Raw genomic sequence first — 26,024 nt, forward strand, 5'->3', positions numbered from 1 at the left:
AGGGCTAGTGCAAAGCACAGCGCACTGAGCCCTACGCCGATCTGGACTCCGGCCGTGTAAGCGCATCGATCAGCAGGTCGGCAGATCAAGCATCAGAGAAGCCACCGACAGGTAGAACGGTGCGGGCACCGGCGGGCCACGCAGCCGGGAGACCCGCCCGAGCATCAGGCGGGGCCATCGCGGGGCGTCCCGGACGCCCGTCAGCAGCACCGTGACGCGAGCGGGGTTGGCAGGATCGAACGCGAGCCCCGGTCCGTAGGTTCCGCGGGCCATCCAGATTGGAGTACCCGGCGCGTCGGTGTCGAGGAACCGCCGCGGTTGCGACCAGTCCGCGCGGTCGGCGCTGGGGTGTGCCGCTGTGCTCCACCAGAGGCCCTGCGGCGGGAAGCCGCCCGTGTTGTGCAGGTCGGATCCGCGTGCAAGCAGCATCATCCACCTGTCGCCGCGCGGCGCGATCGCGATGTCGAAGAAGCCCTCGTCCGGCCCGGCGAACACACGCGGCGGTGTCCAACCGGTCAGGCCGTCCTCGCTCTCGACGCAGTGCAGCTCGTAGTCGGGGTGCTCGCCGGGACCGATCTCGTGCGGGTTGGCCTGATACCACATCCGGTAGCGACCCCCGGAATGAACGACGCGCGGTTCGAGCACGCTCCATCGCGGGCCGCTGCCCTCCAGCACCGGCGCTCCGCGCCGCCGCCACTGGCCGTCGACGTGCTCCAGCACGCCGATCGCGTACCTGCTCCCGGGCCCGTAAAGCTTGGCGTTCGCCCGGCCCGAGTAATAGATCCGAGCGCCGTTGCCCGCAGCCGGCGGGACGTAGCTCGGGGTGTGCATGCCGGCAGCGTCCCAACTGCCCTTCGGCGGGTCGGCGGCCAGCGGTCGGGCCCGGCCCCGAGGGTCGCAGGCGACCCGCCATGGACCGCCGGGGCCGGTCGCCTCGTCGACCAGGTGCGCGCGGAACAGGCGGTTGCGGAACATGGTGGTGAAGCCGCCGACGAACAGGGTCCACCGGTCGTCGACGAGGTGAACGTTCGGGTCACCGACACCGAGTAGCCCTCGCGGCATCGGACCGTCAAGCATGTCCCACAGCACAATCGGCGCGGGGCTGCCCTGGGATCGCCACAGGTCGGGCTGGTCGGCGTTCATGAGTGCGACCTCCTGGCTGGAGACGCGCGGCAGCGCGCTGAGACCGTGTTTGAGAAGGGTCGGCGTGTCTGCGCCGCGCGGGCCGCGCTCTGGTCCATCGTGGACGGGTGGCTCGGCGTCAGCGGCGGTATCCCTCGGACACCAGCGATGAGCAGTGGGCGTTGATCGAACCGCTGTTGCCCGAGGCCGGGGCGGGTGGGCGTCCGGAGAAGCACCCGCGCCGGGACGTGGTCGACGCGATCCTCTACGTCGTGCGGGCGGGGTGCGCTTGGCGGGCTCTACCAGCGGACTTCCCGCCCTGGCAGACCGTCTACTGGTATTTCAACCGGTGGGAACAGCAGAAGGTCACCGAGAAGATCCTCCCGGTCGTGCGCCGTCAGCTACGTGCCGACGAGGGGCGGGACCCGGAACCGAGCGCGGGGATCATCGACTCGCAGTCGGTGAAGGGTGCCGACACCGTCGGGCAGGACTCGCGCGGCTTCGACGCAGGGAAGAAGATCAACGGCCGGAAGCGGTTCATCGTGACCGACACCCTGGGCCTGCTGTTGACCACGGTGGTGTGCTCGGCGTCGGTGCAGGACCGCGACGGGGCGAAGTCGATCCTGCTCGACCTGTACCTGCGCACCAGGGTGCGGTTCGTCTACGCCGACGCCGGGTTCGCCGGACGCCTGCTGGAGTGGGCGAACACGATCCTGCGCGCACCAGCGTCGAGGTCGTGCGCAAACCGCCTGAGCAGCGCGGGTTCGCCGTCCTCCCGCGCCGCTGGGTGGTCGAGCGGGACACTGGCCCTGGCTGACCGCACACCGCCGTCTGGCCCGCGACTACGAACGCCACCCGCCGTCTCCGAGGCCATGATCCGCTGGGCCGCGATCAACACCATCACCCGCCGCATCGCCCGCGGCAAGCCGGCCGCCCGCCAACAGAAATACGTCTTCACACCCGCGACTTGATCTTCTCAAACACGCTCTGACTCCCCTGCGGATCAGGTAGGTCGGTTCCAGAAACTACCGCGGTGTCCGGTTCGGCAGCAACCGGCTCACACGATGCCTACGTTCCTGCGGCCCTTACGTCCCGATCACTCACGATGCCCCTCCGCGGCTGGTCCAGCTACTCGCTCAGCAGGTGCTCGAGCAGGTCACTGATGCCCGGCACCGCAAAGAGCACCTCGGCGCCGTCCAGGTCCGGCGGCAGCGTCCGGGCAGGTCCCGGCAGGAGTGTGCGCCACAGCGCCGGCCTCGGTCGCGATCAGGCCGCCGGCCGCGACGTCCCATGGGTGCAGGGTCTCGGTGTGCGCATCCAGGCGTCCGGCGGCAAGCCAGGCGAGGTCGAGAGCGGGCGAGGACGCCCGGCGGATGTCCTGGCAGTGCGTGATCAGCCGGCGGATGCGTTCGACGAGCGCGTCGATGTCGGGGCGGACGTGCGGGAACCCGGTGCTGACGATCGCGTCGGCGAGCGAGCCCCGGTCGGTCACCCCGATCGGGGCTCCGTCCAGAGCGGCTCCCCGCCCGAGGATCGCGGTGAACGTCTCGTCCAGCAGGGGAGCGTGTACCACGCCAGCCTGGACGACGCCGTCGATGGCAAAGGCGATCGAGACGGCGACGTAGCGGTGCCCGCGTGCGAAGTTCGCCGTCCCGTCGATCGGGTCGACGATCCACAACGGTCCCTCGCCGACGACGGGCAGGTCACCGGACTCCTCGCTCAGCACTGGGACGCTTGGGATGCAGCTGCCGAGTACGCCCCGGATGATCCGGTCCGAGCGCAGGTCGGAGTCCGTGACTGGCTCGACGCCGTCCTTCATCTGCAGTACCGGCCCGCCGTCCGCCTGCGCCGCGCGGGCGATCTCCCGCCCGGCGGTCCGCGCAGCTGACACGGCGCAGTCGAGCACCGCGTGCAGGTCGTAGTTACCCATAGTCGTCCACAGTGCAGCACAGCGCAGATCTAGTCCCACCGGAAACGTTCGTGGTGTCGAGCGCAGGGTTGCGGAGTCGGGTGACTCAGGTAGAGCAACGGATTCACGGGCTCGTAGCAGTACGACCGGCGAGAAGGCATGACGACAGCGATCCGGGAGCCCGCCCAATCGCGCTCAGGGGCTCCCCTACTCCAGATCTGGTCCCGGCTACTGGTCACGAGGGAGTCTGACCCGGTGCAGGGCGGAGCTGTCATCGGCCAACGAGAGCGCGGACGCTCGGTGTTCTCGGCCGGGTCCATCCCGGTCCAGCGCAGCTCGTATCCCGCGGGGTGGACGAGCTGGGCCAGGAACGCCCGTTGGGTGCGCCCGTTGCCCTCCCGGAACTTATCTGCACGGAGAAGACAGTCTTCGCCGGTGCGACGAGGAGCCGCGCGTCATGGACTAGTCTTCGGGTGACTGTGATCATCCGCTGCATCGCTGATCGAAGTACTGTTCACCGCGTGATATCAGGGTCGACTGCTCATGGGCAGAGCGCGTATTCGCTCCGCATGGAGTGGGGCCTCGCCGGAGCCGCTGCTGTGGTTCCGGACTGCGATATCGCCGTAGTCGTCGACGTCCTGAGCTTCACCACGACGTTGACCGTGGCCGCCGATCGAGGCGTCGTCGTCTATCCGCTGCCCTGGCGAAAGGATGCGGCCGCCACTTTCGCTGCTGCCCGTGCTGCGACTCTCGCCGTTGGCAGATCGGAAGCCCGAGCAGGTCAGGTCAGCTTGTCGCCGGCCAGCATCCGGAACGCTCAATCGTTAGAGCGTCTCGTACTTCCGTCTCCTAACGGGTCTTCGATCAGCTTCGAGCTCGCTAGGTCGCAGGCAGACGTGCTCGGTTGCAGCCTGCGCAACCGCGCCGCCGTGGCAAGTTGGATCCAGGCCCGCCGCGCCGCCGCCCCAGACATTCGCGTCGCAATCATCCCGGCCGGCGAGAAGTGGCCAGACCGGAGCCTCCGCCCTGCCGTGGAAGATCTATGGGGAGCAGGCGCACTGATCTCTGCATTGCACAGCTTCGGCTGGACTGACCTTTCGCCGGAGGCTTTTGTCGCAGCAACGTCGTTTGAGACCGCCTCGGCTCAGATCACTCAGCTGCTCCGTGAATGCGCCAGCGGGCGGGAACTGATCGACAGCGGATACGAGGACGACGTCCAAACCGCGAGTGAACTGGACTCCAGCTCACTCGTCCCGATCTTGCGGGGCGACATGTTCGTTGCCAACGTCTAGTTCGGGGATCCTGGCCGACGCCGGTAGGAGGCGAACATAACCGTCAGCCAGTGGGACGCGGCCGCCATCAGCCTCTACCCGCGGGTTGTCTGGGTAAAGAGTAGTTCAACAACCTTGATGATCCGCAGGTCCGAGCGCTAATGAGGGGGTGACGCGGCCGATAAGCGGTACGTGACTACGCCGCAGAGCCCCTACCAGGGCCACCCTCAGCAGCAGCCCTACTACGGTCAGTACCCGCCCCAGCAGGGCGGCCAGTACCCGCCGCAGGGCTACCCGCCCCCGCAGGGCCAGTACCCGCAGTACAACCAGGCCCCGCAGATCCCGCCGCCCGCGCCGAAGAAGAAGCGCACCGGGCTCAAGGTGACCCTCGGGATCCTCGTCGCGATCGTCGTCATCGCGATCGCCACCGGCGGTGGCGGCGACGAGCAGGCCCCGGCCGCCGCCTCAGGAGACGCGAACGCCGCCCCTGCCGCCGCCGGTGCCGCCGCGAGCGGGGACCAGTCGGTGAAGTTCGGGCAGGAGGCCACCTCCGGAGACCTGGCCATCTCGGCGTCCGCACCCGAGCAGGTCACCGAGTTCGGCATGACGCAGGCGTGCTCGACGGTCACCTACAAGAACAACGGGTCCAGCCCGGCGTCGTTCAACCCGTTCGACTGGAAGTTCACCACCCCGGCCGGGGTCGAGGCGTCCGCGTCGATCCCGTTCAACGCCGGGGCGAAGGCGCTGAACTCCGGTCAGCTCGCCCCGGGCGGCACCACCTCGGGGATGATCTGCGGCGACCAGCAGACCACCGACGTCAACGCGGTCAAGTACGCGCCCTCGTTCAGCTTCTCCGACCCGATCACCTGGACGAACTGACCTCCATCCCCCGAGCTGCGCGCCGAAAGCCGGGGTAGTCACGCACAACGACACGGCGCGCAACCGAGGCCCCCGCCACAGCACCCCTGCGGCGGGGGCCTCATCATCTCCGCGGCAGGCCCCGCCGCCATCGAGCCAGCTGCGCTGTCGACGACGGTCTCGACACCGCCGCGAGACCAGATCTCCAGGCGCAGGCGGATCCCGAGGGGCTCGCGTGGGGCTGCCGTAGCGTCGCGGCGATGCCCTCCTTCCACCTCCGTCTCCTCGACCAGTAGGGGGCGCCGTGAGCTGGGGGACTCGCTGGCCCTGACGCTCACCTCGGTCTTCAACTCCGTCGCCGGCCTTCTGGGGTTTCTGATCGCGGCGTGGGTGATGCCCCAGGAGGAGGTCGGGCGGGCGACGGAGTTCGTCTCGGCCATGCAGCTGATCGGCGGCGCGGCTCAGCTCAATCTCGGTATCGGCATCATGAGGTGGCTGCCCGGGGCAGGCCGCAAGTCCGTGCGGCTGGTGTTCGGCAGCCTGCTGCTGATCATGCCGTTGTCCGGGCTGGCCGGGCTGGTCTACGGGCTGCTCGTCCCGCGGGTGGCGTTGGTCGCCGCCGGCGAGGGTTCCTTCGGGTTCGGCCTGTTGCTGCTGGTGCTGGGCTGTGCCGGGTGGGGCGTGTTCGTCGTGCACGACTTCGTCATGGTCGCCGCGGGCCGGCCCTGGCTGGCGGTCTGGCGAAGCGGGACCTTCGCCGTGGCCCGGATCGGCCTGCTCGCCGTGCTCGGGGCAGGCCTGGCCTCGCAGGGCATGGTGCTGTCCTGGGTGATCCCGGTCGTGGTGTGGATCGGGGTCGGCACGATCGTGCTGTGGTTCCTGGTCCGCAGATTCGCCGCCGCGGGCGGGCCCGGTGTCCTGCCCAGCCGGGCCACGATGGCCGGGTTCCTCGCCCCGACCGCGGTGGCCCAGCTCGGGGCAGTGCTGCTCTACAACCAGATCCCGCTGCTGGCGAACTTCCGGATGGGTAACGCCATCGGCGCGGTGTTCTTCATCGCCTGGCAGGCCACCGTCGTCATCGACACCGCCGCGGTGTTCTTCACCAACTCCCTCGCCGTGCAGACCGCGCGCGAGCCTCACCGCGCCGTCGAGCTCGCCCGCCGGACACGACGCCGCATGCTGGTGCTGTTCGTCCCGCTCCTCGCCCTGGGCGCGGCCCTGGGCTGGCCGGTCCTGCGGGTCCTGGGACCCGGCTACACCGTCGGCGCACCGATCATCGCCGCGCTCATGGTCGGTGTGCTGTTCCGGCTCGTGGTGGTCTTCGAGCTGGCTCGACGCCAGGCCGACGGCGACGGCACCGGTTACGCCCGCCTGTCGCTGCTCAACTGCGGGCTGGTCGTCGCCATCGCCTCGCTCACCCCACTGCCGGACCCGGCAACGACACACCCCGCGCTGGTCATGCTGCCCTTCGTCCTCGGCTACCTCGTCGTCCAGACCGCCTTCGCAGCCGTCCTGACCGTCACCGACAGGCGAGCACGGTGCCGCACCTCGAACCGTTCCTTAGAGCGTGTTTGAGAAGATCAAGTCGCGGGTGTGAAGACGTATTTCTGTTGGCGGGCGGCCGGCTTGCCGCGGGCGATGCGGCGGGTGATGGTGTTGATCGCGGCCCAGCGGATCATGGCCTCGGAGACGGCGGGGTGGCGTTCGTAGTCGCGGGCCAGACGGCGGTGTGCGGTCAGCCAGGCCAGTGTCCGCTCGACCACCCAGCGGCGCGGGAGGACGGCGAACCCGCGCTGCTCAGGCGGTTTGCGCACGACCTCGACGCTGGTGCGCAGGATCGTGTTCGCCCACTCCAGCAGGCGTCCGGCGAACCCGGCGTCGGCGTAGACGAACCGCACCCTGGTGCGCAGGTACAGGTCGAGCAGGATCGACTTCGCCCCGTCGCGGTCCTGCACCGACGCCGAGCACACCACCGTGGTCAACAGCAGGCCCAGGGTGTCGGTCACGATGAACCGCTTCCGGCCGTTGATCTTCTTCCCTGCGTCGAAGCCGCGCGAGTCCTGCCCGACGGTGTCGGCACCCTTCACCGACTGCGAGTCGATGATCCCCGCGCTCGGTTCCGGGTCCCGCCCCTCGTCGGCACGTAGCTGACGGCGCACGACCGGGAGGATCTTCTCGGTGACCTTCTGCTGTTCCCACCGGTTGAAATACCAGTAGACGGTCTGCCAGGGCGGGAAGTCCGCTGGTAGAGCCCGCCAAGCGCACCCCGCCCGCACGACGTAGAGGATCGCGTCGACCACGTCCCGGCGCGGGTGCTTCTCCGGACGCCCACCCGCCCCGGCCTCGGGCAACAGCGGTTCGATCAACGCCCACTGCTCATCGCTGGTGTCCGAGGGATACCGCCGCTGACGCCGAGCCACCCGTCCACGATGGACCAGAGCGCGGCCCGCGCGGCGCAGACACGCCGACCCTTCTCAAACACGGTCTTAGGCCCGGCGCCGGAGTGACTGCGCAGAGATACACGTAAGTAATCAATGAACTGCGGAGTAACCATGCGCCAGCAGCTCAGACACCGGCGGTGCATGTGCGGTGGCGCGCCGCATGCGGTGTGAAGCGCCCCGGATGTGGTGGAGGCTCTGATCCCACGGGAAGGTGGAGATCGTGCCGGCACCGAGGAAGTTCAGCGACGAGATGCGCGAGCGCGCCCAGCGCATGGTCCGTGAAGCACGCCGGCAAGAGCCGGGGCTCTCGGTCAACGCGGCGTGCAAGCGGATCGGCCCGCAGTTGGGGATCCTCCCCGACACGTTGCGCGGCTGGTGCAAACAGGCCGACATCGACGACGGTCTGGCCGCGGGTGTGACCACTGCAGAGTCCGAGGAGCTCAAGCGGCTGCGGCGGGAGAACGCCGAGCTGCGGCGGGCGAACGAGATCCTCAAGACCGCGTCGGCGTTTTTCGCGGCGGCGGAGCTCGACCGCCATATCCGCTGATCGTGGCCTACATCGATCAGCACAAGCGCCGCTTCGGGGTCGAGCCGATCTGTGCTGCCCTGCGCGCGCAGGGCATCGCGGTCGCCCCGAGCGGCTACTACGCGCACAAGAAGCGGGGTCCGTCGCGGCGGGCGCTGCACGACGCGGCGCTGGCCGAGACGATCGAGGCCACCTTCTTCGACCGGGACAAGGGCCGCGGGCTCTACGGGGCCCGCAAGATGTGGCACCAGTTGCGCCGCGACGGCGTCACCGGCCAAGGCGGCGAGCCGGTCGCGCGCTGCACCGTGGAACGACTGATGCGCGAGCTCGGGCTGCGCGGCGTGCGCCGCGGTCAGCCCACGATCACCACCCGGCCCGACCAGCACGCCGGGCGGGCCCCGGACCTGGTCGACAGGGACTTCACCGCGGCGCGGCCCAACCAGCTCTGGGTCGTGGACCTGACCTACGTGCCGACATGGTCGGGGACGGTGTTCACCGCGTTCGTCTCCGACGTGTACTCCCGGCGGATCGTCGGGTGGCGCTGCGCCGCGCGGATGCCCACCGAGCTCCCGCTCGACGCCCTGGAGATGGCGCTGTGGACCCGTGGGTGCATGGGCCAGCAAGGCGGGATCTGGCGGCAGGTCGGGGCGAGAGTAGGGATGGCGATGGTGTCCATCCAGCGGGCCAGCTCGTCCCACGCGGCTGCAGCCTCCTGGGCGGACAGTCGCGCCCACACCACTGGCCCGGCCCCGTCGCGGTCGGGCGGGCCTGGGGCAGTCGCGGCCGCGAGTTCGTCGATCTGGGGTGCGAGCTCTGCCAAGACCGCGGCCTGCTCCCGGCTGTATTGATCGAGCTCGCCGAGTCTGCGCTCGGTGTAGGAGTGGCGTTCGTCGTGAGCGCGCAGTGTGGCGCGCAGTGCGGTCACCGCTTCGAGCAGCTCCTCGATCCGAGGATCACCCGCCTGCGGGCCGGTCACGACCGTCGCCCTCGGTGCGCGGTGGGGTCCTCGACCGCGGTCCACACCGCCTGGGGCCCGGCCATGGTGATCATGAGGCGCGGGGTGGGGCGAGCGGTGACCGTACTGGGTGCGGTTCTGGTCATGGCTGCCTTCCTGTACTGGGGGTGTGCGAAGAGTGGCCGGCGAGGGCGTAGGGATCTCACGGGTTTCCCTCGAGCAGCGCGATGATCCGGTCGTTGAGCGCGTCGGCGTCGTCGGCGATGCTGTCGAGGAGGGTGAGGACCTGGTCCAGACTGGGTGTTTCTCGCCCCGCGGCCGCCCGGGTGCGCACGGTGGGGACGTCCGGCGGCGAGTCGTGCTCGCCGGGCTGTGATGCGCGGGCGGCGGTGAGTGCGAGCCGGGTACGGATGGTGCGCGCGGTGATGGGGCGGTAGTCGTCGTGCCAGCCGTAGCGGTCGATGGCCGGCAGGAGTGTGGCGGCGGCGCACCACCGCTGGGGGGCCCGGCACTGGTGACGGTGCGGGCCGGTGGCGGTCGGGGCGTGGGCGCGGGTGAGGTCCATGCGGGCCGATCCGCGGCCCAGCCCGTCGAGGACGCCGAGGAGCTCCAGCCAGCGCACGACGGCACACGTCGGGCAGCGCCGCGGGTCGACGTCGACAGGCACCGGCTGTGCCCCGACCCGCACGCCCTCGTCGTCGACGATGACCGCGGCGGGGACCAGCTCCCGCACCCGTGCCTGCGGCAGGTCCAGGACCACGGTGGCGACGACGAGGAAGGCGTCGCGGCGGCCGTGGAGCCCGTGGGGCCAGCCGCGGGTCGCGCAGGCAGCGATCATCTCGCCCGGATCAGGGACGCCCGCGCGAGCAGCCCGCGGCCGCGGAAGCGCGGCGGGCCCGGTCTCGGGGCGAGGGAGTAGATACCCGGTCTGGCGGTGAACGGCGGCGATCGCGCGCACCCGCCGAGCCTGGGTGGCCGGGCGGGCCGGCAGCGCGGCGAAGAACCCGACCAGTGTGGGCACCGTGGTCGGCAGAGCTGGTTGCCCGGTCGCGGCGGCGTAGTCGCAGAACAACGCCCACTCCCGGCCGTAGCCGGCACCGGCGGCGTCCCGGGGCGGTGATGCGGCAGGCGCCGGACTCGCACGATCGGTCGTCGATCGATTCGCCGGGTCACTCATGGTTCAGGACCCGGTCCAGTGCCTTCCGGCCGGCCGGTCCCCAGGCCGGTTTGCCGCCGGGTAGGCCCCGGTCGCCGTTCTGGCCCATCAGCATCAGGAACAGGCTCTTGAGCAGAGCCAGCCCCCGAGCACGCCGCATCGTCGCCTCGTCGACCTCTGCGTAGGCGGAGAAGAAGTGCTCGGCCATGCCCGCTGGGAGCACCACCCAGGCGGCCGCGAGATCCACCGCGGGGTCGCCGGCGAACAGGGCCCCGAAATCGACCACCCCGGTCAGCGTCCCGTCCGCGATGACGACGTTCGCGGGGTGCAGGTCGCCGTGCACCCACATCCGCGGCCCGGCCCACCCGGGGGTGGCGACGGCGTCCTGCCAGACCGCGCGAGCTCCGGCGGTATCGACATCGAACGCGGCTGTGTCGATCGAGCCCAGGAAGTGCTCGAAGCCTCCGGTGCTCTCGCGAGGGTGGGCTCCGATTCCCATGTCATCACCGGGTGCGTCGCCCGGTGCTGGGACGTGCAGGGCCTGGAGGAACGCGGCGAGGGTGTCGGCGGCGTGCTCGGGCCGGGCGATCACCCCGTGGTCCAGCGGGCAACCGGGCACCCAGGTCATGACGGTCCACAGCTTCCCGAAGCGCTCGCACGGTGTGCCGGCGCGGACCGGGACGGGGATCGGTAACGGCAGTCGTGGCGCGAGCTGGGGTAGCCAACGCCTCTCTTTGAGCTGTGGCTCCGGGGTGGTGTCCATGCGTTGGATCCGCACCGCGAGTTCGTCCCCGAGGCGCCACATCTGGTTACCCCAGCCGCCCTCGACCTCGCTGAGGGGCAGCCCTGCCAGGTCTGGGTGCTGGTCCTGCAGCAGCTCGCGGACCAGGCCCTCGGTGATCTCCGGCTCGGTCTGGGACACACCTCAGACCGTAGCGGGGGGCGCCGACGGCGAACCCGGGTCAGCCGGTGCCGACACAGGAGATGGTCGCCCGGTGATCGTTACGCTCGAGGTCGTGACGACCCGGCGTGTCCGTAGGGCGAGGGCACACGACGTTGAGGCCGTTGTACGGCTTCGTGTCGAGATGTTCCGGGCGATGGGGGTCCCGCAGCATGGCTCCGCCGATTGGCAGGCCGCGGCGACGGAGTGGTTCACGCGGCGGCTGGAGGACCCACGCTTCTGCATCGTGGTCGTCGAGGTGGATGGCGCGGTCGTCGCGACCGCCTTGGGCACACTCCGAGAAGCGCCCCCATCACCGCACTCGACCGAGGGCGATGTGCTGATCAGCAACGTATGCACTGATCCTGGGGCTCGGGGTCGGGGTCACGGCCGCGCAGCCTTCGACGCCGTGCTCGCTTGGAGTCACACCGTTGATGCGGGCCGCGCGGAGTTGCTCGCCACCGATGACGGTCGTCGAATGTACGAGGAATCCGGTTTCAGCGTTTCACGCACACCGGTGATGCGCGCGCCCCTGCATCCGCGGCGCGGACGCCTCATCAGGTAGCCGCTCACCGCGGCCGATTGGGCCGGTGCCGGGTCGTGGTGCGCCTGGATGCGCACACCGAGACCCTGCACCTATGGGACGTCGCGGCCGGCGGCCTGATCGCGACCCAGGCAGGTGCTATGCGCACGCTCGGGGTCACCGCTGGCACTGGGTACGTCCCTACGACTATCGCCGGTGCTCAACGGTATGAGGTAGTCCCGTGGACCGGTGGAGATCAGGCTGTGTGGGGATGAGGGCGTGCTACCTGTTGGGGTTCTTTACTCTGCGGGAGACGGCGTCATCAAACTCTCGTCGCAGGATTGAACGTGAATCTGCGGACCCCCAAACCCGGCGACCGAGGTATCGCCACTCGGCTTTTTCGTCCTGGTTTGAATCATCTGTCTCGGTCATGTACTGCTGAAACCCCACATCGAATGCGCGTTGTCCCTTTTCGGTTCCGTCGTGCGTGAGGCCCGCTCTAGCCAACGGGAAATCCGTATCTGGAAGTAGCACTATTAGTGCGGCAGTTTCAAGTGGGTCAGCTTTTGGGTGTAGGCGACTCCCGATCTGACGCAAGATTTCTAACTCGTGAAGGTTGGTGCGTTCGCGGGTTAGATCTAGGTTCGACTTATACAGAGCGTAGAGTGCGACGATGAGGGCGACTAGGCTTAGTGCAGCTCCGACAACCTGGGACAAGTCGACAACAAAAGACCACATGAGCAGACCTTAGAGCGTGTTTGAGAAGATCAAGTCGCGGGTGTGAAGACGTATTTCTGTTGGCGGGCGGCCGGCTTGCCGCGGGCGATGCGGCGGGTGATGGTGTTGATCGCGGCCCAGCGGATCATGGCCTCGGAGACGGCGGGGTGGCGTTCGTAGTCGCGGGCCAGACGGCGGTGTGCGGTCAGCCAGGCCAGTGTCCGCTCGACCACCCAGCGGCGCGGGAGGACGGCGAACCCGCGCTGCTCAGGCGGTTTGCGCACGACCTCGACGCTGGTGCGCAGGATCGTGTTCGCCCACTCCAGCAGGCGTCCGGCGAACCCGGCGTCGGCGTAGACGAACCGCACCCTGGTGCGCAGGTACAGGTCGAGCAGGATCGACTTCGCCCCGTCGCGGTCCTGCACCGACGCCGAGCACACCACCGTGGTCAACAGCAGGCCCAGGGTGTCGGTCACGATGAACCGCTTCCGGCCGTTGATCTTCTTCCCTGCGTCGAAGCCGCGCGAGTCCTGCCCGACGGTGTCGGCACCCTTCACCGACTGCGAGTCGATGATCCCCGCGCTCGGTTCCGGGTCCCGCCCCTCGTCGGCACGTAGCTGACGGCGCACGACCGGGAGGATCTTCTCGGTGACCTTCTGCTGTTCCCACCGGTTGAAATACCAGTAGACGGTCTGCCAGGGCGGGAAGTCCGCTGGTAGAGCCCGCCAAGCGCACCCCGCCCGCACGACGTAGAGGATCGCGTCGACCACGTCCCGGCGCGGGTGCTTCTCCGGACGCCCACCCGCCCCGGCCTCGGGCAACAGCGGTTCGATCAACGCCCACTGCTCATCGCTGGTGTCCGAGGGATACCGCCGCTGACGCCGAGCCACCCGTCCACGATGGACCAGAGCGCGGCCCGCGCGGCGCAGACACGCCGACCCTTCTCAAACACGGTCTTAGTGTCCCGTTCTCCACGGCTTCCGACCCGACTCCTGAGTGAACTGTCATAATTCGTTATCGGCTAGGCCGGACAGGGCACCATCCGGCCTCAGGGCGGTTGCCTGATCGCGGAGGGGCGTAGACCCACCGGTCGGCGTGCGCCGGCCGTGGCGAGCATCGACGGGATCCAGTTCGGTAAGCCACCTGAGCATCGTCGTCCGCGAGCGGATGACTGGCGCTGGGGCGGTCGATGATGCGCTCGACCGAGCCGCCTCCTCGCGGCCGTGCCCGGTCAGAGCTCTGCTGGAGAGTCGTCGAGCAGCTTGGAGAAGAAGTCGTCCAGCACAGTCCGGCCGCGCTGGGGATCAGCGAGCTCGGCGCCGCCAAAGCGATAGACCTCGTAGCCGGCCAGGCGCAGGCGGCGGTCTTCTGCAGCCATGACGGCATAGCGCCTGGGGCTCGGGCGTCCGTCGTCGGTGGCGTAGTGGTGCTGGCCGTCCACCTCGAGCACGACGCGCCGCCGTCCGGGCAGCAGCAGCAGGAAATCCATCCGCTGACGGACCACCGAGCCGGGGCGCAGCAGCGGATCCGGCCGAAGGTACGGGTCGTAGTGCAGGTACACCTGCGGCAGCAGCGCGGGGACAGACCGATCGGTGTAGCGGTGTGCGTAGGCGCGCAGCAGGAGGCTTTCCGGAGGGCTGCTGCTGGTGGCGGTCGACTGCGCGAGTCGCCGGTAGAGGTGGCGGCCGGCGACGTCGAGGTTGGTCTCGTGCAGGATCTCGGTGGCCCACCACTCCACGAGGGCTCCCCAGGTGAGCCCGTCGTCAGGCAGGGGGCGGTCGTAGACCAGGCACGTCCCGGCGCCCTTGGTGATCTCGATGGTGTTGTTCAACGCGTCCCGCAGGACGATCTCGGGTTTCGGACCGGTTGAGGCGAAGATCAGATTCTTCAGCTCACCCGCGACACCGGTCACGCCGAGCAGATCGACGGTTGCCTGCAACTGCGGGTCGTCCCACTCCGACAGCACCACGCGAGCGACCGGCAGCAGCTCCGGCAGGCCGTGGCCCTGCAGGCGGGCCTGGACGTAGAGCCGTTTGCTGCGGGACGGATCGTCATCCTTGCCCTGAGCCGCCAGCCCGAGCCGCTCGCAGAACGCGGCCACGTTGTAGGACTTCAGGTTCGCCGCGATGGAGTCCGCGATCGCCTCGCGGACGGCATTGGGCTTCGGAGCCCCAGCCACCTCAGACGCCTCCGTGGCGCTCGGTCCATGAGGCGAGGGACGCGTCATCGAGCCCTTCGCCGTCGAGTTGCCGCCGTAGTGCGTCGATCGCCGCGCTGACGCCGTCGTCGGTGAGGCGCTCCAGATCGACGCGGAAGGTCATCTCGTTGACCGGCCGTACTCCCAGGGTGTTGTCCGCCCCGTCGGGCATCGTGCCGTCCTGGTTGCGAAGATCGCTGCGATCGGCGCTGATCAGGCCCATCCGGTGCAGCCGTCGGTAGGCCTCCCGCTGCGCTCGGGGCCGCTCGAAGGCCAGTCCCCACAGGTCGTCGTTCACGCTCAGCCCGTCGTCGTTGCTCTCCTGGCTCAACTGGTTCCGGTAGAGCAGGAACAAGTACGCGACCGTCTCGTCCGGGCCGAGGGCATGAACCCACCCGCAGGTGAAGAACTCTGGAGGCACGTCGATCACCAGCTCGCGCGCCGGCGCCGGGACCTTGTAAGGCTGGATCGGAGCACCACGCAGGACGCTCTCGTCGCGCACCGTGAACTCCTCGTACCGCGGACGGGATTCCTTTAGATCGACCTTGCCGAAGTCGTGGAGCCTGTCCAGCGCGGCGCGTAGTTGGTCGAGCTGGCTGTTCGCCAGGCCGCGAGACGTGCCCGTACGGCGCCCTGGCCGGCGTTCGGTCGGGAGCGCGATCAGGTGCCGCCAGCAGGGGTCGCCGGCCACCACCGGGTACGCCAGCGGGATCGGGGTCGGTGTGCCGATGGTGTTGGTCGGCTTGCGGCACTGCTCGACGAACAGCGCGACGAGCAGCATCTGCACCGCCACCCCCTTCGATGTGGCGAGCTCCCGCAGCGGGCTGATCTCCCGGCCTCCGCGCAGTACAAGACGTGCCCGGAGGCGGACGACCGGTGGGGCCGACTGCGGGCGCTGCGCCCAGAGGCGCTGCCTGACAGCTCGGGCAACGGCGTCGGCGGAGCCCTCGCGGCCCGTCCCGTACTGCAGGCGGGCCAGGAGGTCGAGGCGCTTCGACAACCGATCGTCGACCGTCCGCGCCATGAGACCTACTATCTCAAATCCGACTTTTGAGCGATTGCCTGTACGCGATTGACTGCTCGTTTGACGCTTCGCTCCAGGTGCGATGCGCGTTAAGGGGCAGTCTATCCCGTGTCGAGCCGGCGTTGCAGGGGGGTCGCGCTCCTCGGCACTCTTCGTCTCGTACCGGGTGTGACCAGGAGGTTCACTCGCCGGTTCGATCCGGAGGAGCGAAGATGATCATCATGTTGCCGACGGCGGCGGAGCTCGCCGCGGGGGTGCTGCACAACGTCGTCCCGATCACGGGTTTGCTGATGACCGTGCTGGTGGTGCTGGTGGTGCTGACCGCGGTGTGGTCGCGGCACCCGGAGCGGCAGTGTCGGAGTGCGCAGCTGCTCGACCGAGTGCTGACCGCCATCAGCTCGGTGGCCACTGCCGCGGTGTCGATGTTCTGCACGATCCTGGTGGTGGTGGCCGCGGGCGTGGCACGACCGGCGGCCTGAACCCGTTGACGACACGAACGGTCCCGGCGGCGCGCCGGGGCCGTTCGTGTCGCTTGTGGGGTTTAGCGGTGCGAGATCCTGCCGCCCATGTCGGACTGGTGAGCTGCCAGCCGGCGGCTCCAGCGCAAGCGGCGGATAGCAGCGTGCCGGTCACGGTCCCTGGCCCCAGCGCCGACACCACTAGGGCGTGTCTCCTAAAGCGCGGAGCCAGGTGACGATCGCCTTCAGGACGGCGCCGCCGCGGAAGGTCAGCGCGAGCTTGTCGTAACGGGTGGCCAGCCCGCGCCACTGCTTGACGTGGCAGAACCCGCGTTCGACGACGTTGCGATTGCGGTAATCGGCGCGGTCGAACGCGGGCGGGCGGCCGCCGCGTGCCCCTCGCCGTTTGCGGTGTCCTTGCTGGTCGGCGGGCTCGGGAATGACGGCGACGATCCGCCGCTCGCGTAGATGGCGGCGGATCGCGCGCGAGGAGTAGGCCTTGTCAGCGCGCAGTCGTTCCGGCCGTGTTCGGGGACGTCCCGGGCCCGCTCGCGCGATGCTCAGATGCGCCATCAGGTGCGGGAACATCGGCGAGTCCCCGCCTTGGCCCGGTCCGAGCAGGACCACCAGCGGCCGGCCGTGACCATCGACGAGCTGGTGGATCTTCGTCGACAGCCCGCCGCGAGACCGACCCAAGGCGTGATCGCCGGGCTCGGCGAGCAGATTCGTGTAATTCGATCCTGCCCCCTGTGTCGCGGGCCAGGGTCGCGGCGTGTTGGTGGGCGCGGAGGATCGTGGAGTCCACACTGACCGCCCAGTCCACGATCCCGGCGGTGTCGGCGTCGGTCAGCAGAGCCGCGAGAACGTGGTCCCAGGTGCCATCGCCGGAGTGGCCCGTGAGGAACAACGGAACGGGATCCATCGGTAGAGCGGCGCCAGCCCGGGGCTCGCGGTAGCGTCGCCGCGTTCGGGGAACGGTCTGGGCTCGACGTTCGAGTCCGTGGCGTGCTGGGGGTTCTCCGTGCCCGTCGAGTTCCTCACCGACGCGCAGGCCGCGACGTACGGCTGCTACGCGAGACCGCCGTCGACGGCGGAGCTGGACCGCTGCTTCCTGCTCGATGACAAGGCCCGCGCTCTGGTCGAGGCGAAGCGGCTGCCGCACACCCGGCTGGGGTTCGCGGTGCAGCTCACGACGTTGTTGTTCATCGGCCGGTTCCTGGCCGATCCGACCGATGTTCCGACCGAGGTCGTGGACTACCTGGCCGAGCAGCTCGACATCGTTGATCCGTCGTGTGTGAAGGACTACCGGGTCCGGGAGATGACCCGGCTCGAGCACGCAGCGCAGATCCGCGAGGCGTACGGGTTCGTCGAGTTCACCGCGGCGGCCGAGGAGCTTGCGCGGTGGGTGGATGACCGGGCGTGGACCACCGGGGATGGCCCGAAGGCGCTGTTCGACGGCGCGGTGGTCTGGCTTCGGGAGCACCGGGTGCTGCTGCCCGGGGTGTCCACCCTGGCTCGGTTGGTGGCCCGGGTCCGGGACGCGGCGATGGCGCGGCTGTGGGACACCCTGGCCGCCCCGCTGACTGCGTCGCAGGCCGCTGCGTTGGATCTGTTGTTGGAGATCCCTGACGGGGCACGAACCTCGGAGCTGGAACGGCTGCGCCGGGGCCCGACCCGGGCGTCGGGCCGCGCGATGGCAGCGGCGTTGGATCGGGTCAGCGAGCTGTCCGCGATCGGCGTCGGTCAGATCGAGCTGGGGGCGGTCCCACGGCGGCGGGTGATCGAGCTGGCCCGCTACGGCATGGCGGGGAAGGCGCCGGCGTTGCGCCGCCACCCTTACGCCCGCCGGCTGGCGACGCTGCTGGCCACGGTGGTGGGGCTGCAGGCTAGGGCCACCGACGATGCGGTGGAGCTGTTCGACGTGCTGATGACCACGGAGCTGTTGGCCCGTGCGCAACGCCAGACCCGTGACGAGCAGGCCCGGCGGTATCCGCGGGTCAGCCGCGACGCCGGGAAGTTGGCCGCCGCGGTCGGGGTACTACTCGAGGCCACGACATGGGGCCCGGAGATCACGCTGGAGCTGGTCTGGGACGCGATCGAGAACGTGGTCTCCCGGGCCGAGCTGCGCACCGCGGTCGCGAACATCACCGACGTCGTGCCGGCCCCGGGCACAGATCCCGACACGGAGTGGCGGGCGACCCTGGCCGACCGCTATGCGGTGGTGCGCCCGTTCCTGCCGATGCTGTGCACGGCCATTCGGTTCGACGCCACCGCCGAGGCCACCCCCGTCCTCGACGCGCTGCGCGCCCTGCCGGACCTGCTCGATGCCCGCCCGACGGCGCGGGTACCGGCGGGGTACCTCGACGCCCGCAAGGTCGCGGTGGACCTGGTCCCGCCAGGCTGGGCGCGGGTGGTGTTCACCCCCGGGCGACCGGAGACCACGGTGAACCGGGCCGGCTACGTATTCTGCGTACTAGAGCTATTTCACCATCGGCTGCGCCGCCGCGACATCTTCGCGCTTGCCTCCGGTCGCTGGGCCGACCCGCGCGCGCAGCTGCTGGACGGCCCGGCGTGGGAGGCCGCCCGCGGCCCGGTGCTCAACGCCCTGCAGCTCCCGCACGATTCCGACCCGCTGCTGGCCGAGCACGCGAGCGACCTCGACGCCGCGCTGCGCCACGTCGCGGGGCGCCTGATCGCCAACACCGAGGTCTCCATCGACGAGCAAGGCCGGTTGCACGCCGGGAAGATCGACGCCGTCTCCGATCCGCCGAGCCTGACCGACCTGCGGCGCCGGTGCGAGGCGATGCTCCCGCGGGTCGACATCGGCGAGGTGGTGCTGGAGGTGATGTCCTGGCACCCGGAGTTCGCGGCGGCGTTCACTCCGGCCTCGGGCGGCCAGGCCCGCCTGGACGACCTGTCGGTGAGCGTGGCGGCCGCGCTGACCGCGCACGCGCTCAACGTCGGGTTCACGCCGGTCCTCAGCCCCGGAGTGGCGGCGCTGACCCGGCACCGGATCAGCCACGTCGACCAGAACTACCTGCGCGCGGAGACCTACGCCGCAGCGAACGCCCCGCTCATCACCGCTCAGGCCGACATTCCGCTGGCCCAGGCGTGGGGTGGTGGGCTGCTCGCGGCGGTGGACGGTGTCCGGTTCGTGGTGCCGGTGCGCAGCATCGACGCCCGTCCCAACCCGCGCTACTTCGGGCGCAGGCGCGGGGTGACGCTGCTCAATCTGGTCAACGACCAGGCCGTCGGGCTGGCCGGGCTGGTCGTGTCGGGCACCCCGCGTGACTCGCTGCACGTGATCGACCTGATCTACCGCCAGGACGGCGGCCGCCGCCCGGAGGTCATCATCAGCGACACCGGCTCGTACAGCGACATGGTGTGCGGGCTGATGCGGCTGCTCGGGTTCGACTACCGCCCCCAGCTGGCCGACCTGCCCGACGCGAAGCTGTGGCGGATCAACCCGGGCGCGGACTATGGCCCGCTCGCCACCGCCGCCCGCGGGAAGATCGACCTCGGTCGGGTCAGGGCGCACTGGCCCGACCTGTTGCGCTTGGCCGGGTCCATCCACACCGGCGCGGTCAGCGCGCACGACGTGCTGCGGATGCTCGCCCACGGCGGCAACCCGACCCAGCTCGGTGAGGCCCTGGCCCACTACGGGCGGATCTTCAAGACCCTGCACGTGCTGTCGTATGTCGATCAAGCCCCGTACCGGGCGGAGATCAAGGGCATGCGCAACCTGCAAGAAGGCCGCCACGACCTGGCCCGGCACGTCTTCCACGGCCGCCGCGGCGATCTGCGCCGCGCCTACCACGAGGGCATGGAGGACCAGCTCGGCGCGCTCGGGCTGGTCCTGAACTGCATCACGCTGTGGAACACCGTCTACCTCGATGCCGCCCTCGCCCAACTGCGCCAGGAGGGCTGCCCAGTGCGCGGCGAGGACGTTGTACGGCTCTCGCCCTACATGCGCCGTCACCTCAACGTGCACGGGCACTACTCGTTCCAGCTCCCCGACCTCGCCGGGACCCGCCGTACGCTGCGCGATCCCGACACCGGCGACGAGGACGAGGACCGTTGACCGCCGCTCTACCGGGCGTCGAGCCGCCGACATCGCGCCGCGCAGTGCTGACGTGATGGCGGCTCCGGCAGGTCGACCCCAGGTCCACATCGTCGCCGCCGCTCATGCTGCTGATCGTGCTGTGCACCGGAGGACACTAAACCGCTGTGACCGACCGTCACCGGTTCTCGGTGACGGTGGTCCGCAGGCGCCGACCTACGATCGCGCCTTGACCTGTCACGCCGCTGTCCACGCTGCAGCGCGAGGTACCCGGCGGCCGGTCGACGCCGGCAAAGCGCGGCGAGAATTTGCATCGGCTATTGACTATGACAGCGGCGGACGATGATAGCATCGTCGTATGACGATGCTGCGTGCCCGACCAAGCGTCTTCAGCGTATTCACGGCTCGTCTGCCGTTTCTGGGTCACACGAGCACGCCCGCGCTGCGTCACGTGCCCGGAACGCTGACAGCGTGTCGGACCGCGCGCGAGCGCCGGCGCCGCCGTAGCGGTCCTCACCCCGCTCGCGGTGCCCCACCGCTCGGTCGGCATGTCATGTCGTAGCTCACCGGGACCACGCTCCGCTGGAGCGGCGTGCCCGAACCGCCGTACCGCCCGCTCCCCGGCGGCCGACTCTCGCCGACCGAACGATGTCGGCGACCACCAAGAAGGCAGCAGCCATGGAACCCCTCACGTGGACCCTGCAGGCCATCGGCCTGTTCATGGTCACCAACATCGACGACGTCATCGTGCTGTCGCTGTTCTATGCCCGAGGTGCCGGCGTCCCGGGGACCACGGCCAGGATCCTCGGTGGTCAGTACCTCGGTTTCGGCGCCATCCTGGCCGCGGCGGTGCTCGTCGCCCTGGGCGCGCGCAGTTTCCTGCCCGAGGAGGTCATCCCGTACTTCGGCCTGATCCCGCTGGTCCTGGGCCTGCTCGCGGCCTGGCGGTCCTGGCGGTCCTGGTGTGACGGTGACGACGATGACGACGAGGGCAAGCTCAGCGGCAAGGCGCTCAGCGTGCCCGCCATCGCCGCGATCACCTTCGCCAACGGCGGGGACAACATCGGCGTCTACGTACCGGTCTTCGCCACCGTCGGCACCGGCGGCATCATCGCCTACTCGATCGTGTTCCTCGCCCTGGTCGCCGTGCTGGTCGCCGCGGCGCGCTTCGTCGCCACCCGCAAACCGATCGCCGAGGTGCTGGAGCGCTGGGAGCAGGTGCTGTTCCCGATCGTGCTGATCGGTCTGGGCATCGTCATCCTGGTCGAGGGCGGCGCCTTCGGCCTGTAGGTGCCGGCGTGCCGCGGCTGCGGTCTGTTGAGGCGGCGCATCCGCGTACTGCTGGCGGCACCGCCTCTCCGCGGCGAGACGGAGCCGGTGCGCTGTCATCGGCTCCGCCGTTTATCATCGCCTTATGCCGATTGCTGTCGCTGGTGCGAGGTCGGACGGGGACCCGAGCGATCGGGCGGAGTCGCGCCGATGAGTGCCTGGCCGAGATCACGCTCGGTCGCCACGGCCGGTGTCACGGCGGCGGTCGCTGTCCTGGTCGATGTGGTGACCAAGTGGCTGGCCGATACCCGACTGCCCGGCGCGCCGGTAGACCTCGGGATCGGGCGCCTACAGCTCAGCTACAACACCGGGGTGGCGTTCAGTCTGGGCGACGGGCTGCCGACCTGGGCCGTGCTCGCGCTGGCCGGGGTGATCACCAGTGGCGTGCTGGTCGCGATCGTCGCCGGCTGGCTGCGCCCGCCGGTGCCGGCGGGCCTCGTGCTGGGCGGTGCGATGGCCAACATCGTGGACCGGGCCGGGGACGGCGCGGTCACCGACTTCCTGTGGCTGGGCTGGTTCCCGACGTTCAACCTGGCCGACACCGCGATCACCCTCGGGGTGCTCGCCCTGCTGTGGGCGTCGTGGCGCACCGAGAACCGCAGCGTCGCAGGACACGCCACGGAGCAGGAATCGGCAGACCAGGGCCGCCCCCCTCGGACGGCACCTCGTGAACCCCACGGCACCTCGTGAGCGGCGGCCCTGGCGACCGCGCACCCGAACCAGCCGCCGACACTGCGGCGACCAGGGTGATGCGCGGGCCGGGTGCGATGCGTCAGCGGGCGGTGGGGGTGAGGAGCACGCCGCTGCGGGGGCGGGTCGGGACCCGGGACAGGTCGACCTCGAGGTCCTGGGGTGGCAGCGTGTAGTCCAGCCGGGCGAGCGTGCGGGTGGCGACGGCGATCATGGTGAGCACGACGTCCTCGCCGGGGCAGCGGTGCCCGGTGGCCACGTCGCCACCGCCCTGCGGTACCAGGGTGTCCGGGTCGACCGGGCCGGCGAGAAAGCGGTCGGGGTCGAAGCGGTCGGGGTCGGGCCAGTGCGTCGGGTCGTGGTCGGTGCCGTGCACGTCGAGCACCACCAGCCCGCCGCGCGGGACCGGGACGCCGAGGACGTCCTGGTCCTCGCGGGCCACGGCGGCGAGCACCGGCACGAACGGGTAGCGCCGGCGCACCTCCTGGGCGAACGCGGCGACAGCGCCCTGGTCGGGCTCGGTGTCGGCGAGGCGGTGGCGCCATTCGGGGTGCTCGTGCAGGGCCATGCCGGCGAAGGCCACGTACCAGGCCGCGGCCACGGTTGGGCGCACGAAGTTGAGCAGTGCGACGCCGGCGACGCGGGCGGGCAACGGCCGCCCGCGCAGGTCCCGGGCCGTCGCGACCGCGTGCAGCGCGGTACCGGGCGCCGGGTGGATCTGTCCGAGGCGGGCCCGGCGGACGAGCCCGGCCGCCCACCGGCCCAGCCGCGCGCGGGCGAGGGCGGCCCGGGCGAAGGGCCGCCCCGGCGTGCCGAACCCGTCGACGATGTCGGCGAGCTGCCGCGCCCGCCGGGGCAGCTCCGCGGACGCCATCGGGATCCCGGCCCACGGCAGCACGGCCGCGCCCAGGACCTGCACGGCCTCGTCGAACAGCCGCACCGGCGCCCCGCCCGCCCAGCGCCGGGTGACCGCCTGCCACTCCTGCTCGGCACACCGACCGAGGTCGGCCACCGCGTCGGCGGTGAGCACCCGCAGGTACAGCGCCTTGCGGTGGTGGTGCTCGGCATTGTCGAGGCCGTGCACCGTGTCCCGGCCGAACAGCACCAGCTTCAATGGGGCCGGCAGCGACCCGCGGCGGCGTAGCCGCGGATCGTAGAAGCGACGCACCCCGGCCGGGCCGCCGATCAGCACCGCGCGGCGGCCCAGCAGCCGGGTCGGTACCGCCCACGGGGCCGTCGGGGGGTCTGGCCGCAGCCCGCCGGCCCAGCGGTACCCCTGACGGAGCAGCTGCAGCGTCTGGTCCCTCACCACGTCCTGCACCTACCCCTCAACCTCGGGAATCCGTCCGGTGTTCACCGGCATCAGCCGCGATGTGCGGCGTCGAGCGGTTGCGGGCGCGTCGGCGCCGACGGCGGGAGCACCGTGGCGGCGGTGGGAGACAGCGCGCGGGTGCGGCCGGCGCGCACCCCGTTGGCGATGACCAGGATCTCGGCGAGCTCGTGCACGGCGACGACCGCGGCCAGGCCGAGCACGCCGAGCAGGGCCAGCGGCATCAGTCCGACGATGATGGCCAGCGACAGCCCGACGTTCTGCAGCATGATCCGCCGGGCTCGTCGGGCGTGGTCGAGGGCCTGGGGCAGGTGGCGCAGGTCCTCACCCATCAGGGCGACGTCGGCGGTTTCGATGGCCACGTCGGTGCCCATCGCGCCCATGGCGATGCCCAGATCCGCGGTGGCCAGCGCGGGGGCGTCGTTGACGCCGTCGCCGACCATCGCGGTGGGCCGTTCGGCGCGCATCGTCGCGATGAGTGCAGCCTTGTCCTCAGGTCGCAGCTCGGCGTGCACGTCACGGATGCCGGCCTGCGCGGCGAGCGCGGCGGCGGTGGCGTGGTTGTCCCCGGTGAGCATCGCGACCCGGTAGCCGTCGCGCTGCAGGTGGGCGACGACCTCGGCGGCCTCGGGCCGCAGCTCGTCGCGCACGGCGACCGCGCCGAGGACCGTCCCGTCGGCTTCGACGAGCACCGCGGTCGCCCCGGCCTCCTGCATGCCGCGCACCGGCCCGGCCAGGTCACCGGGGTCGATCCAGCCCGGCCGGCCCAGCCGCAGCGCACGCCCGTCCAGGCGGCCGGTGAGCCCGGCGCCGGGCACGGCCTCGACGTCGGCGGCCGGGGTGGGCTGGTCGACCGCGGCCAGGATCGCGCGGGCCAGGGGGTGCTCGCTGCGCGCCTCCAGCGCGGCGGCCAGCGCGAGGACCTGCTCGCGGGTGGCGCCACCGGTGGTGGCGACCTCGATCACGACGGGCCGGTTGCGGGTCAGGGTGCCGGTCTTGTCCAGGGCGACCTGGCGCACGGCGCCCAGGGCCTCGAGCGCGGCGCCGCCCTTGACCAGCACCCCCATCTTGCTCGCCGCGCCGACCGCGGCGACCACGGTCACCGGGATCGAGATCGCCAGCGCGCACGGTGACGCGGCGACCAGCACGACCAGCGCGCGTTCGATCCACACCAGCGGGTCACCGAACACGCTGCCCACCACGGCGATCAGTGCGGCGGCGACCAGCACGCCCGGGACCAGTGGACGCGCGATCCGGTCGGCGAGGCGCTGCGCGGCGCCCTTGCGGGACTGCTCGGCCTCCACGATCGCCACGATCCGGGCCAGCGAGTTGTCCGCGGCGGTGCTGGTGACCTGCACCTCCAGCACGCCGGTGCCGTTGATCGACCCGGCGTACACCTCGTCGCCGGGGCCGGCCTCGACCGGCACCGACTCCCCGGTGATCGCCGAGACGTCCAGCGCGGTCCGCCCGGTCCCGACGGTCCCGTCGGTGGCCAGGCGCTCCCCGGGGCGCACCAGCATGGTGTCCCCGACCCGCAGCTCGCCCGGAGCGACCACGATCTCCAGGCCGCCGCGCAGCACGGTGGCCTGCTCGGGGACCAGCGAGAGCAGCGCGCGCAGGCCGCGGCGGGTCCGGGCGATCGAGTACTCCTCCAGGCCCTCGCTGATGGAGAACAGGAACGCCAGCATCGCGGCCTCGCCGACCTCGCCGAGCGCGACGGCGCCGACCGCGGCGATGGTCATCAGGGTGCCTACCCCGATCTTGCCCTTGGCCAGGCGGCGCAGTGTGGACGGCACGAACGTCCACGCCCCCACCGCTAGCGCGAGGACCTGCAGGGCGAGCTCCACCGGCGCCGGCCCACCGGACCAGCCCACGACCAGCGACGCGCCGAGCAGCACCCCGGCCACCGCGGCGGCGCGCAGCTCGGAGACCTCCCACAACCGCTCCGGCTCCCGCTCCGCCACGACCTCACCGGTCTCGGCGTCGACGCGGGGCTCATCGGGGCCGCACCCGCACGCGTCACTCACCGCGCACCCCCACGGTGCCGGTACCGAAGTTCGGGCACAGCGCCACGGCCGACCCGGTCGCCCCCAACAACCTCTCCGCGGCGGCGAGCAGGTCCAGCAGCTCCGGGCGGGTCAGCGAGTAGAACATCTGCCGGCCCTCCGGACGGCCCATCACCAGGCCGCAGTCGCGCAGGCACGCCAGGTGCGCCGACACCGTCGACTGCGCCGACCCGAGCCGCTCGGTCAGATCCACCACCCGCGCCTCGCCCCGGGCGAGGTGCTGCACGATCGCGAGCCGGGTCGGGTCGGACAGGCTGTGGAACAACGCCGCAGCCGGCATCAACTCCTGGCGCGGGGACACCGCCACCGCATCTGGCATCGTCATGCGGCGATGATAACGCATGTGGCCCATGTTCGGCGCCAGCTTTTCGACGCCCTCGATCGTCGCAGCCCTGGACACCGCCGCGACACCTCTGGTATCCATCGCTAGCCAACGATGTAACCGCATATCG

General features: G+C 70.6%; 21 protein-coding genes, 3 pseudogenes and 1 other annotated feature. Of the genes and pseudogenes, 11 read left to right on the forward strand and 13 right to left on the reverse strand.

The genetic code is table 11. The features are described 5' to 3' along the window. Positions 1 to 69: 69 nt before the first annotated feature. Entirely contained in the window at positions 70 to 1,143 is a 1,074-nt protein-coding gene (locus DMP15_RS27725; RefSeq protein WP_337826727.1) for a hypothetical protein, read from the reverse strand. 68 nt (positions 1,144 to 1,211) lie between these two features. Between DMP15_RS27725 and DMP15_RS27730 the strand changes: the two are divergent. Then, positions 1,212 to 2,133, forward strand: a pseudogene (locus DMP15_RS27730) (IS5 family transposase). A gap of 145 nt (positions 2,134 to 2,278) precedes the next feature. Here the strand turns inward: DMP15_RS27730 and DMP15_RS27735 are convergent. Next, positions 2,279 to 3,052 carry an inositol monophosphatase family protein gene (locus DMP15_RS27735; protein WP_337826728.1) on the reverse strand — a complete coding sequence of 258 codons (774 nt, stop codon included), beginning with the start codon at positions 3,050 to 3,052 and terminating at the stop codon, positions 2,279 to 2,281. Positions 3,053 to 3,504: 452 nt separating this feature from the next. Between DMP15_RS27735 and DMP15_RS27740 the strand changes: the two genes are divergently transcribed. The 3 genes from DMP15_RS27740 to DMP15_RS27750 all read left to right on the forward strand — a co-directional run bounded on the left by DMP15_RS27740 (position 3,505) and on the right by DMP15_RS27750 (position 6,735). Beyond that, complete coding sequence (locus DMP15_RS27740; RefSeq protein WP_337826729.1) at positions 3,505 to 4,323, forward strand: 2-phosphosulfolactate phosphatase; 819 nt, start codon at positions 3,505 to 3,507, stop codon at positions 4,321 to 4,323. Positions 4,324 to 4,494: 171 nt separating this feature from the next. After that, a complete protein-coding gene (locus DMP15_RS27745; protein WP_337826730.1) occupies positions 4,495 to 5,181 on the forward strand; it encodes a hypothetical protein in 687 nt (228 codons plus the stop codon). A 372-nt stretch (positions 5,182 to 5,553) separates the two neighbouring features. Continuing rightward, the gene (locus DMP15_RS27750; RefSeq protein WP_337826731.1) at positions 5,554 to 6,735 is read left to right on the forward strand and encodes a hypothetical protein; all 1,182 of its coding nucleotides are present in this window, start codon (positions 5,554 to 5,556) and stop codon (positions 6,733 to 6,735) included. On the opposite strand, the pseudogene DMP15_RS27755 reads toward DMP15_RS27750, so the two are convergent. Next, positions 6,680 to 7,619, reverse strand: a pseudogene (locus DMP15_RS27755) (IS5 family transposase). The gene DMP15_RS27750 and the pseudogene DMP15_RS27755 sit on opposite strands and share 56 nt — an antisense overlap. Positions 7,620 to 7,812: 193 nt before the next feature. On the opposite strand from DMP15_RS27755, the gene DMP15_RS27760 reads away from it, so the two are divergent. Together DMP15_RS27760 and DMP15_RS27765 are read left to right on the forward strand one after the other, a co-directional pair. Continuing rightward, positions 7,813 to 8,148 (forward strand): transposase, encoded by a 336-nt coding sequence (locus DMP15_RS27760; RefSeq protein ID WP_337826732.1) that lies wholly within the window; start codon positions 7,813 to 7,815, stop codon positions 8,146 to 8,148. Then, positions 8,106 to 8,237 (forward strand) — a sequence feature (AL1L pseudoknot). It overlaps the preceding gene by 43 nt. Next, complete coding sequence (locus tag DMP15_RS27765) at positions 8,151 to 8,975, forward strand: IS3 family transposase (protein ID WP_337826733.1); 825 nt, start codon at positions 8,151 to 8,153, stop codon at positions 8,973 to 8,975. Its footprint overlaps the feature before it by 87 nt. A 124-nt stretch (positions 8,976 to 9,099) precedes the next feature. Here the strand turns inward: DMP15_RS27765 and DMP15_RS27770 are convergent, their stop codons facing one another. The 3 genes from DMP15_RS27770 to DMP15_RS27780 all read right to left on the reverse strand — a co-directional run bounded on the left by DMP15_RS27770 (position 9,100) and on the right by DMP15_RS27780 (position 11,160). After that, complete coding sequence (locus tag DMP15_RS27770; RefSeq protein ID WP_281010836.1) at positions 9,100 to 9,228, reverse strand: hypothetical protein; 129 nt, start codon at positions 9,226 to 9,228, stop codon at positions 9,100 to 9,102. Positions 9,229 to 9,284: 56 nt separating this feature from the next. Next, entirely contained in the window at positions 9,285 to 10,154 is an 870-nt protein-coding gene (locus DMP15_RS27775) for a hypothetical protein (RefSeq protein WP_337826734.1), read from the reverse strand. A gap of 97 nt (positions 10,155 to 10,251) precedes the next feature. Further along, complete coding sequence (locus DMP15_RS27780; RefSeq protein WP_337826735.1) at positions 10,252 to 11,160, reverse strand: aminoglycoside phosphotransferase family protein; 909 nt, start codon at positions 11,158 to 11,160, stop codon at positions 10,252 to 10,254. 175 nt (positions 11,161 to 11,335) lie between these two features. Between DMP15_RS27780 and DMP15_RS30425 the strand changes: the two genes are divergently transcribed. Further along, positions 11,336 to 11,743, forward strand: a complete 408-nt coding sequence (locus DMP15_RS30425) for a GNAT family N-acetyltransferase (RefSeq protein ID WP_253066741.1) — start codon at positions 11,336 to 11,338, stop codon at positions 11,741 to 11,743. 739 nt (positions 11,744 to 12,482) lie between these two features. Here DMP15_RS30425 and DMP15_RS27785 read toward each other — a convergent pair. From DMP15_RS27785 to DMP15_RS27795, 3 genes and pseudogenes are all read right to left on the reverse strand, one after another. Then, positions 12,483 to 13,347 (reverse strand): annotated as a pseudogene (locus DMP15_RS27785) (IS5 family transposase); the annotation flags it as partial. A gap of 302 nt (positions 13,348 to 13,649) precedes the next feature. Next, on the reverse strand, positions 13,650 to 14,597 hold the full coding sequence (locus DMP15_RS27790; RefSeq protein WP_253066742.1) for a hypothetical protein: 948 nt from the start codon (positions 14,595 to 14,597) through the stop codon (positions 13,650 to 13,652). 1 nt (position 14,598) lies between these two features. After that, positions 14,599 to 15,639 carry a hypothetical protein gene (locus DMP15_RS27795; RefSeq protein ID WP_253066743.1) on the reverse strand — a complete coding sequence of 347 codons (1,041 nt, stop codon included), beginning with the start codon at positions 15,637 to 15,639 and terminating at the stop codon, positions 14,599 to 14,601. Between the two features lie 212 nt (positions 15,640 to 15,851). On the opposite strand from DMP15_RS27795, the gene DMP15_RS27800 reads away from it, so the two are divergent. After that, positions 15,852 to 16,118 carry a hypothetical protein gene (locus DMP15_RS27800; protein WP_253066744.1) on the forward strand — a complete coding sequence of 89 codons (267 nt, stop codon included), beginning with the start codon at positions 15,852 to 15,854 and terminating at the stop codon, positions 16,116 to 16,118. A 180-nt stretch (positions 16,119 to 16,298) separates the two neighbouring features. Here the strand turns inward: DMP15_RS27800 and DMP15_RS27805 are convergent, their stop codons facing one another. Next, positions 16,299 to 16,904, reverse strand: coding sequence for an IS5 family transposase (locus tag DMP15_RS27805; RefSeq protein WP_337826736.1), 606 nt, complete (start codon positions 16,902 to 16,904; stop codon positions 16,299 to 16,301). Between the two features lie 214 nt (positions 16,905 to 17,118). On the opposite strand from DMP15_RS27805, the gene DMP15_RS27810 reads away from it, so the two are divergent. The 3 genes from DMP15_RS27810 (at position 17,119) to DMP15_RS27820 (ending at position 22,176) form a co-directional block, all read left to right on the forward strand. Continuing rightward, positions 17,119 to 20,178 (forward strand): Tn3 family transposase, encoded by a 3,060-nt coding sequence (locus tag DMP15_RS27810; RefSeq protein WP_100877390.1) that lies wholly within the window; start codon positions 17,119 to 17,121, stop codon positions 20,176 to 20,178. A 657-nt stretch (positions 20,179 to 20,835) separates the two neighbouring features. Then, positions 20,836 to 21,447: a cadmium resistance transporter gene (locus DMP15_RS27815; RefSeq protein WP_100877368.1), complete on the forward strand. Its 612-nt coding sequence runs from the start codon at positions 20,836 to 20,838 to the stop codon at positions 21,445 to 21,447. Between the two features lie 189 nt (positions 21,448 to 21,636). Next, a complete protein-coding gene (locus DMP15_RS27820) occupies positions 21,637 to 22,176 on the forward strand; it encodes a signal peptidase II (protein WP_100877369.1) in 540 nt (179 codons plus the stop codon). A gap of 82 nt (positions 22,177 to 22,258) precedes the next feature. Here DMP15_RS27820 and DMP15_RS27825 read toward each other — a convergent pair whose 3' ends face one another. From DMP15_RS27825 to DMP15_RS27835, 3 genes are read right to left on the reverse strand one after another with little or no spacing between them, the layout of a single operon-like run. Beyond that, on the reverse strand, positions 22,259 to 23,488 hold the full coding sequence (locus DMP15_RS27825) for a cytochrome P450 (protein ID WP_100877391.1): 1,230 nt from the start codon (positions 23,486 to 23,488) through the stop codon (positions 22,259 to 22,261). Positions 23,489 to 23,538: 50 nt separating this feature from the next. Then, positions 23,539 to 25,533: a heavy metal translocating P-type ATPase gene (locus tag DMP15_RS27830; RefSeq protein ID WP_100877370.1), complete on the reverse strand. Its 1,995-nt coding sequence runs from the start codon at positions 25,531 to 25,533 to the stop codon at positions 23,539 to 23,541. Further along, positions 25,526 to 25,897 (reverse strand): ArsR/SmtB family transcription factor, encoded by a 372-nt coding sequence (locus DMP15_RS27835; RefSeq protein WP_208622880.1) that lies wholly within the window; start codon positions 25,895 to 25,897, stop codon positions 25,526 to 25,528. The genes DMP15_RS27830 and DMP15_RS27835 overlap by 8 nt, the downstream gene beginning before the upstream one ends. Between the last annotated feature and the right edge of the window lie 127 nt (positions 25,898 to 26,024).

This window comes from Pseudonocardia sp. UM4_GMWB1 (assembly GCF_017312155.1).
GTDB lineage: Bacteria > Actinomycetota > Actinomycetes > Mycobacteriales > Pseudonocardiaceae > Pseudonocardia > Pseudonocardia alni.

Excerpts from the sequence above, each read along its gene's own strand:
- DMP15_RS27725 (WP_337826727.1), bottom strand. The coding sequence starts at position 1,143 with ATGAACGCCGACCAGCCCGACCTGTGGCGATCCCAGGGCAGCCCCGCG.
- DMP15_RS27735 (WP_337826728.1), bottom strand. The coding sequence starts at position 3,052 with ATGGGTAACTACGACCTGCACGCGGTGCTCGACTGCGCCGTGTCAGCT.
- DMP15_RS27750 (WP_337826731.1), top strand. The coding sequence starts at position 5,554 with ATGCCCCAGGAGGAGGTCGGGCGGGCGACGGAGTTCGTCTCGGCCATG.
- DMP15_RS27770 (WP_281010836.1), bottom strand. The coding sequence starts at position 9,228 with ATGACCAGAACCGCACCCAGTACGGTCACCGCTCGCCCCACCCCGCGC.
- DMP15_RS30425 (WP_253066741.1), top strand. The coding sequence starts at position 11,336 with ATGGGGGTCCCGCAGCATGGCTCCGCCGATTGGCAGGCCGCGGCGACG.
- DMP15_RS27795 (WP_253066743.1), bottom strand. The coding sequence starts at position 15,639 with ATGGCGCGGACGGTCGACGATCGGTTGTCGAAGCGCCTCGACCTCCTG.
- DMP15_RS27800 (WP_253066744.1), top strand. The coding sequence starts at position 15,852 with ATGATCATCATGTTGCCGACGGCGGCGGAGCTCGCCGCGGGGGTGCTG.
- DMP15_RS27815 (WP_100877368.1), top strand. The coding sequence starts at position 20,836 with ATGGAACCCCTCACGTGGACCCTGCAGGCCATCGGCCTGTTCATGGTC.
- DMP15_RS27820 (WP_100877369.1), top strand. The coding sequence starts at position 21,637 with ATGAGTGCCTGGCCGAGATCACGCTCGGTCGCCACGGCCGGTGTCACG.
- DMP15_RS27835 (WP_208622880.1), bottom strand. The coding sequence starts at position 25,897 with ATGACGATGCCAGATGCGGTGGCGGTGTCCCCGCGCCAGGAGTTGATG.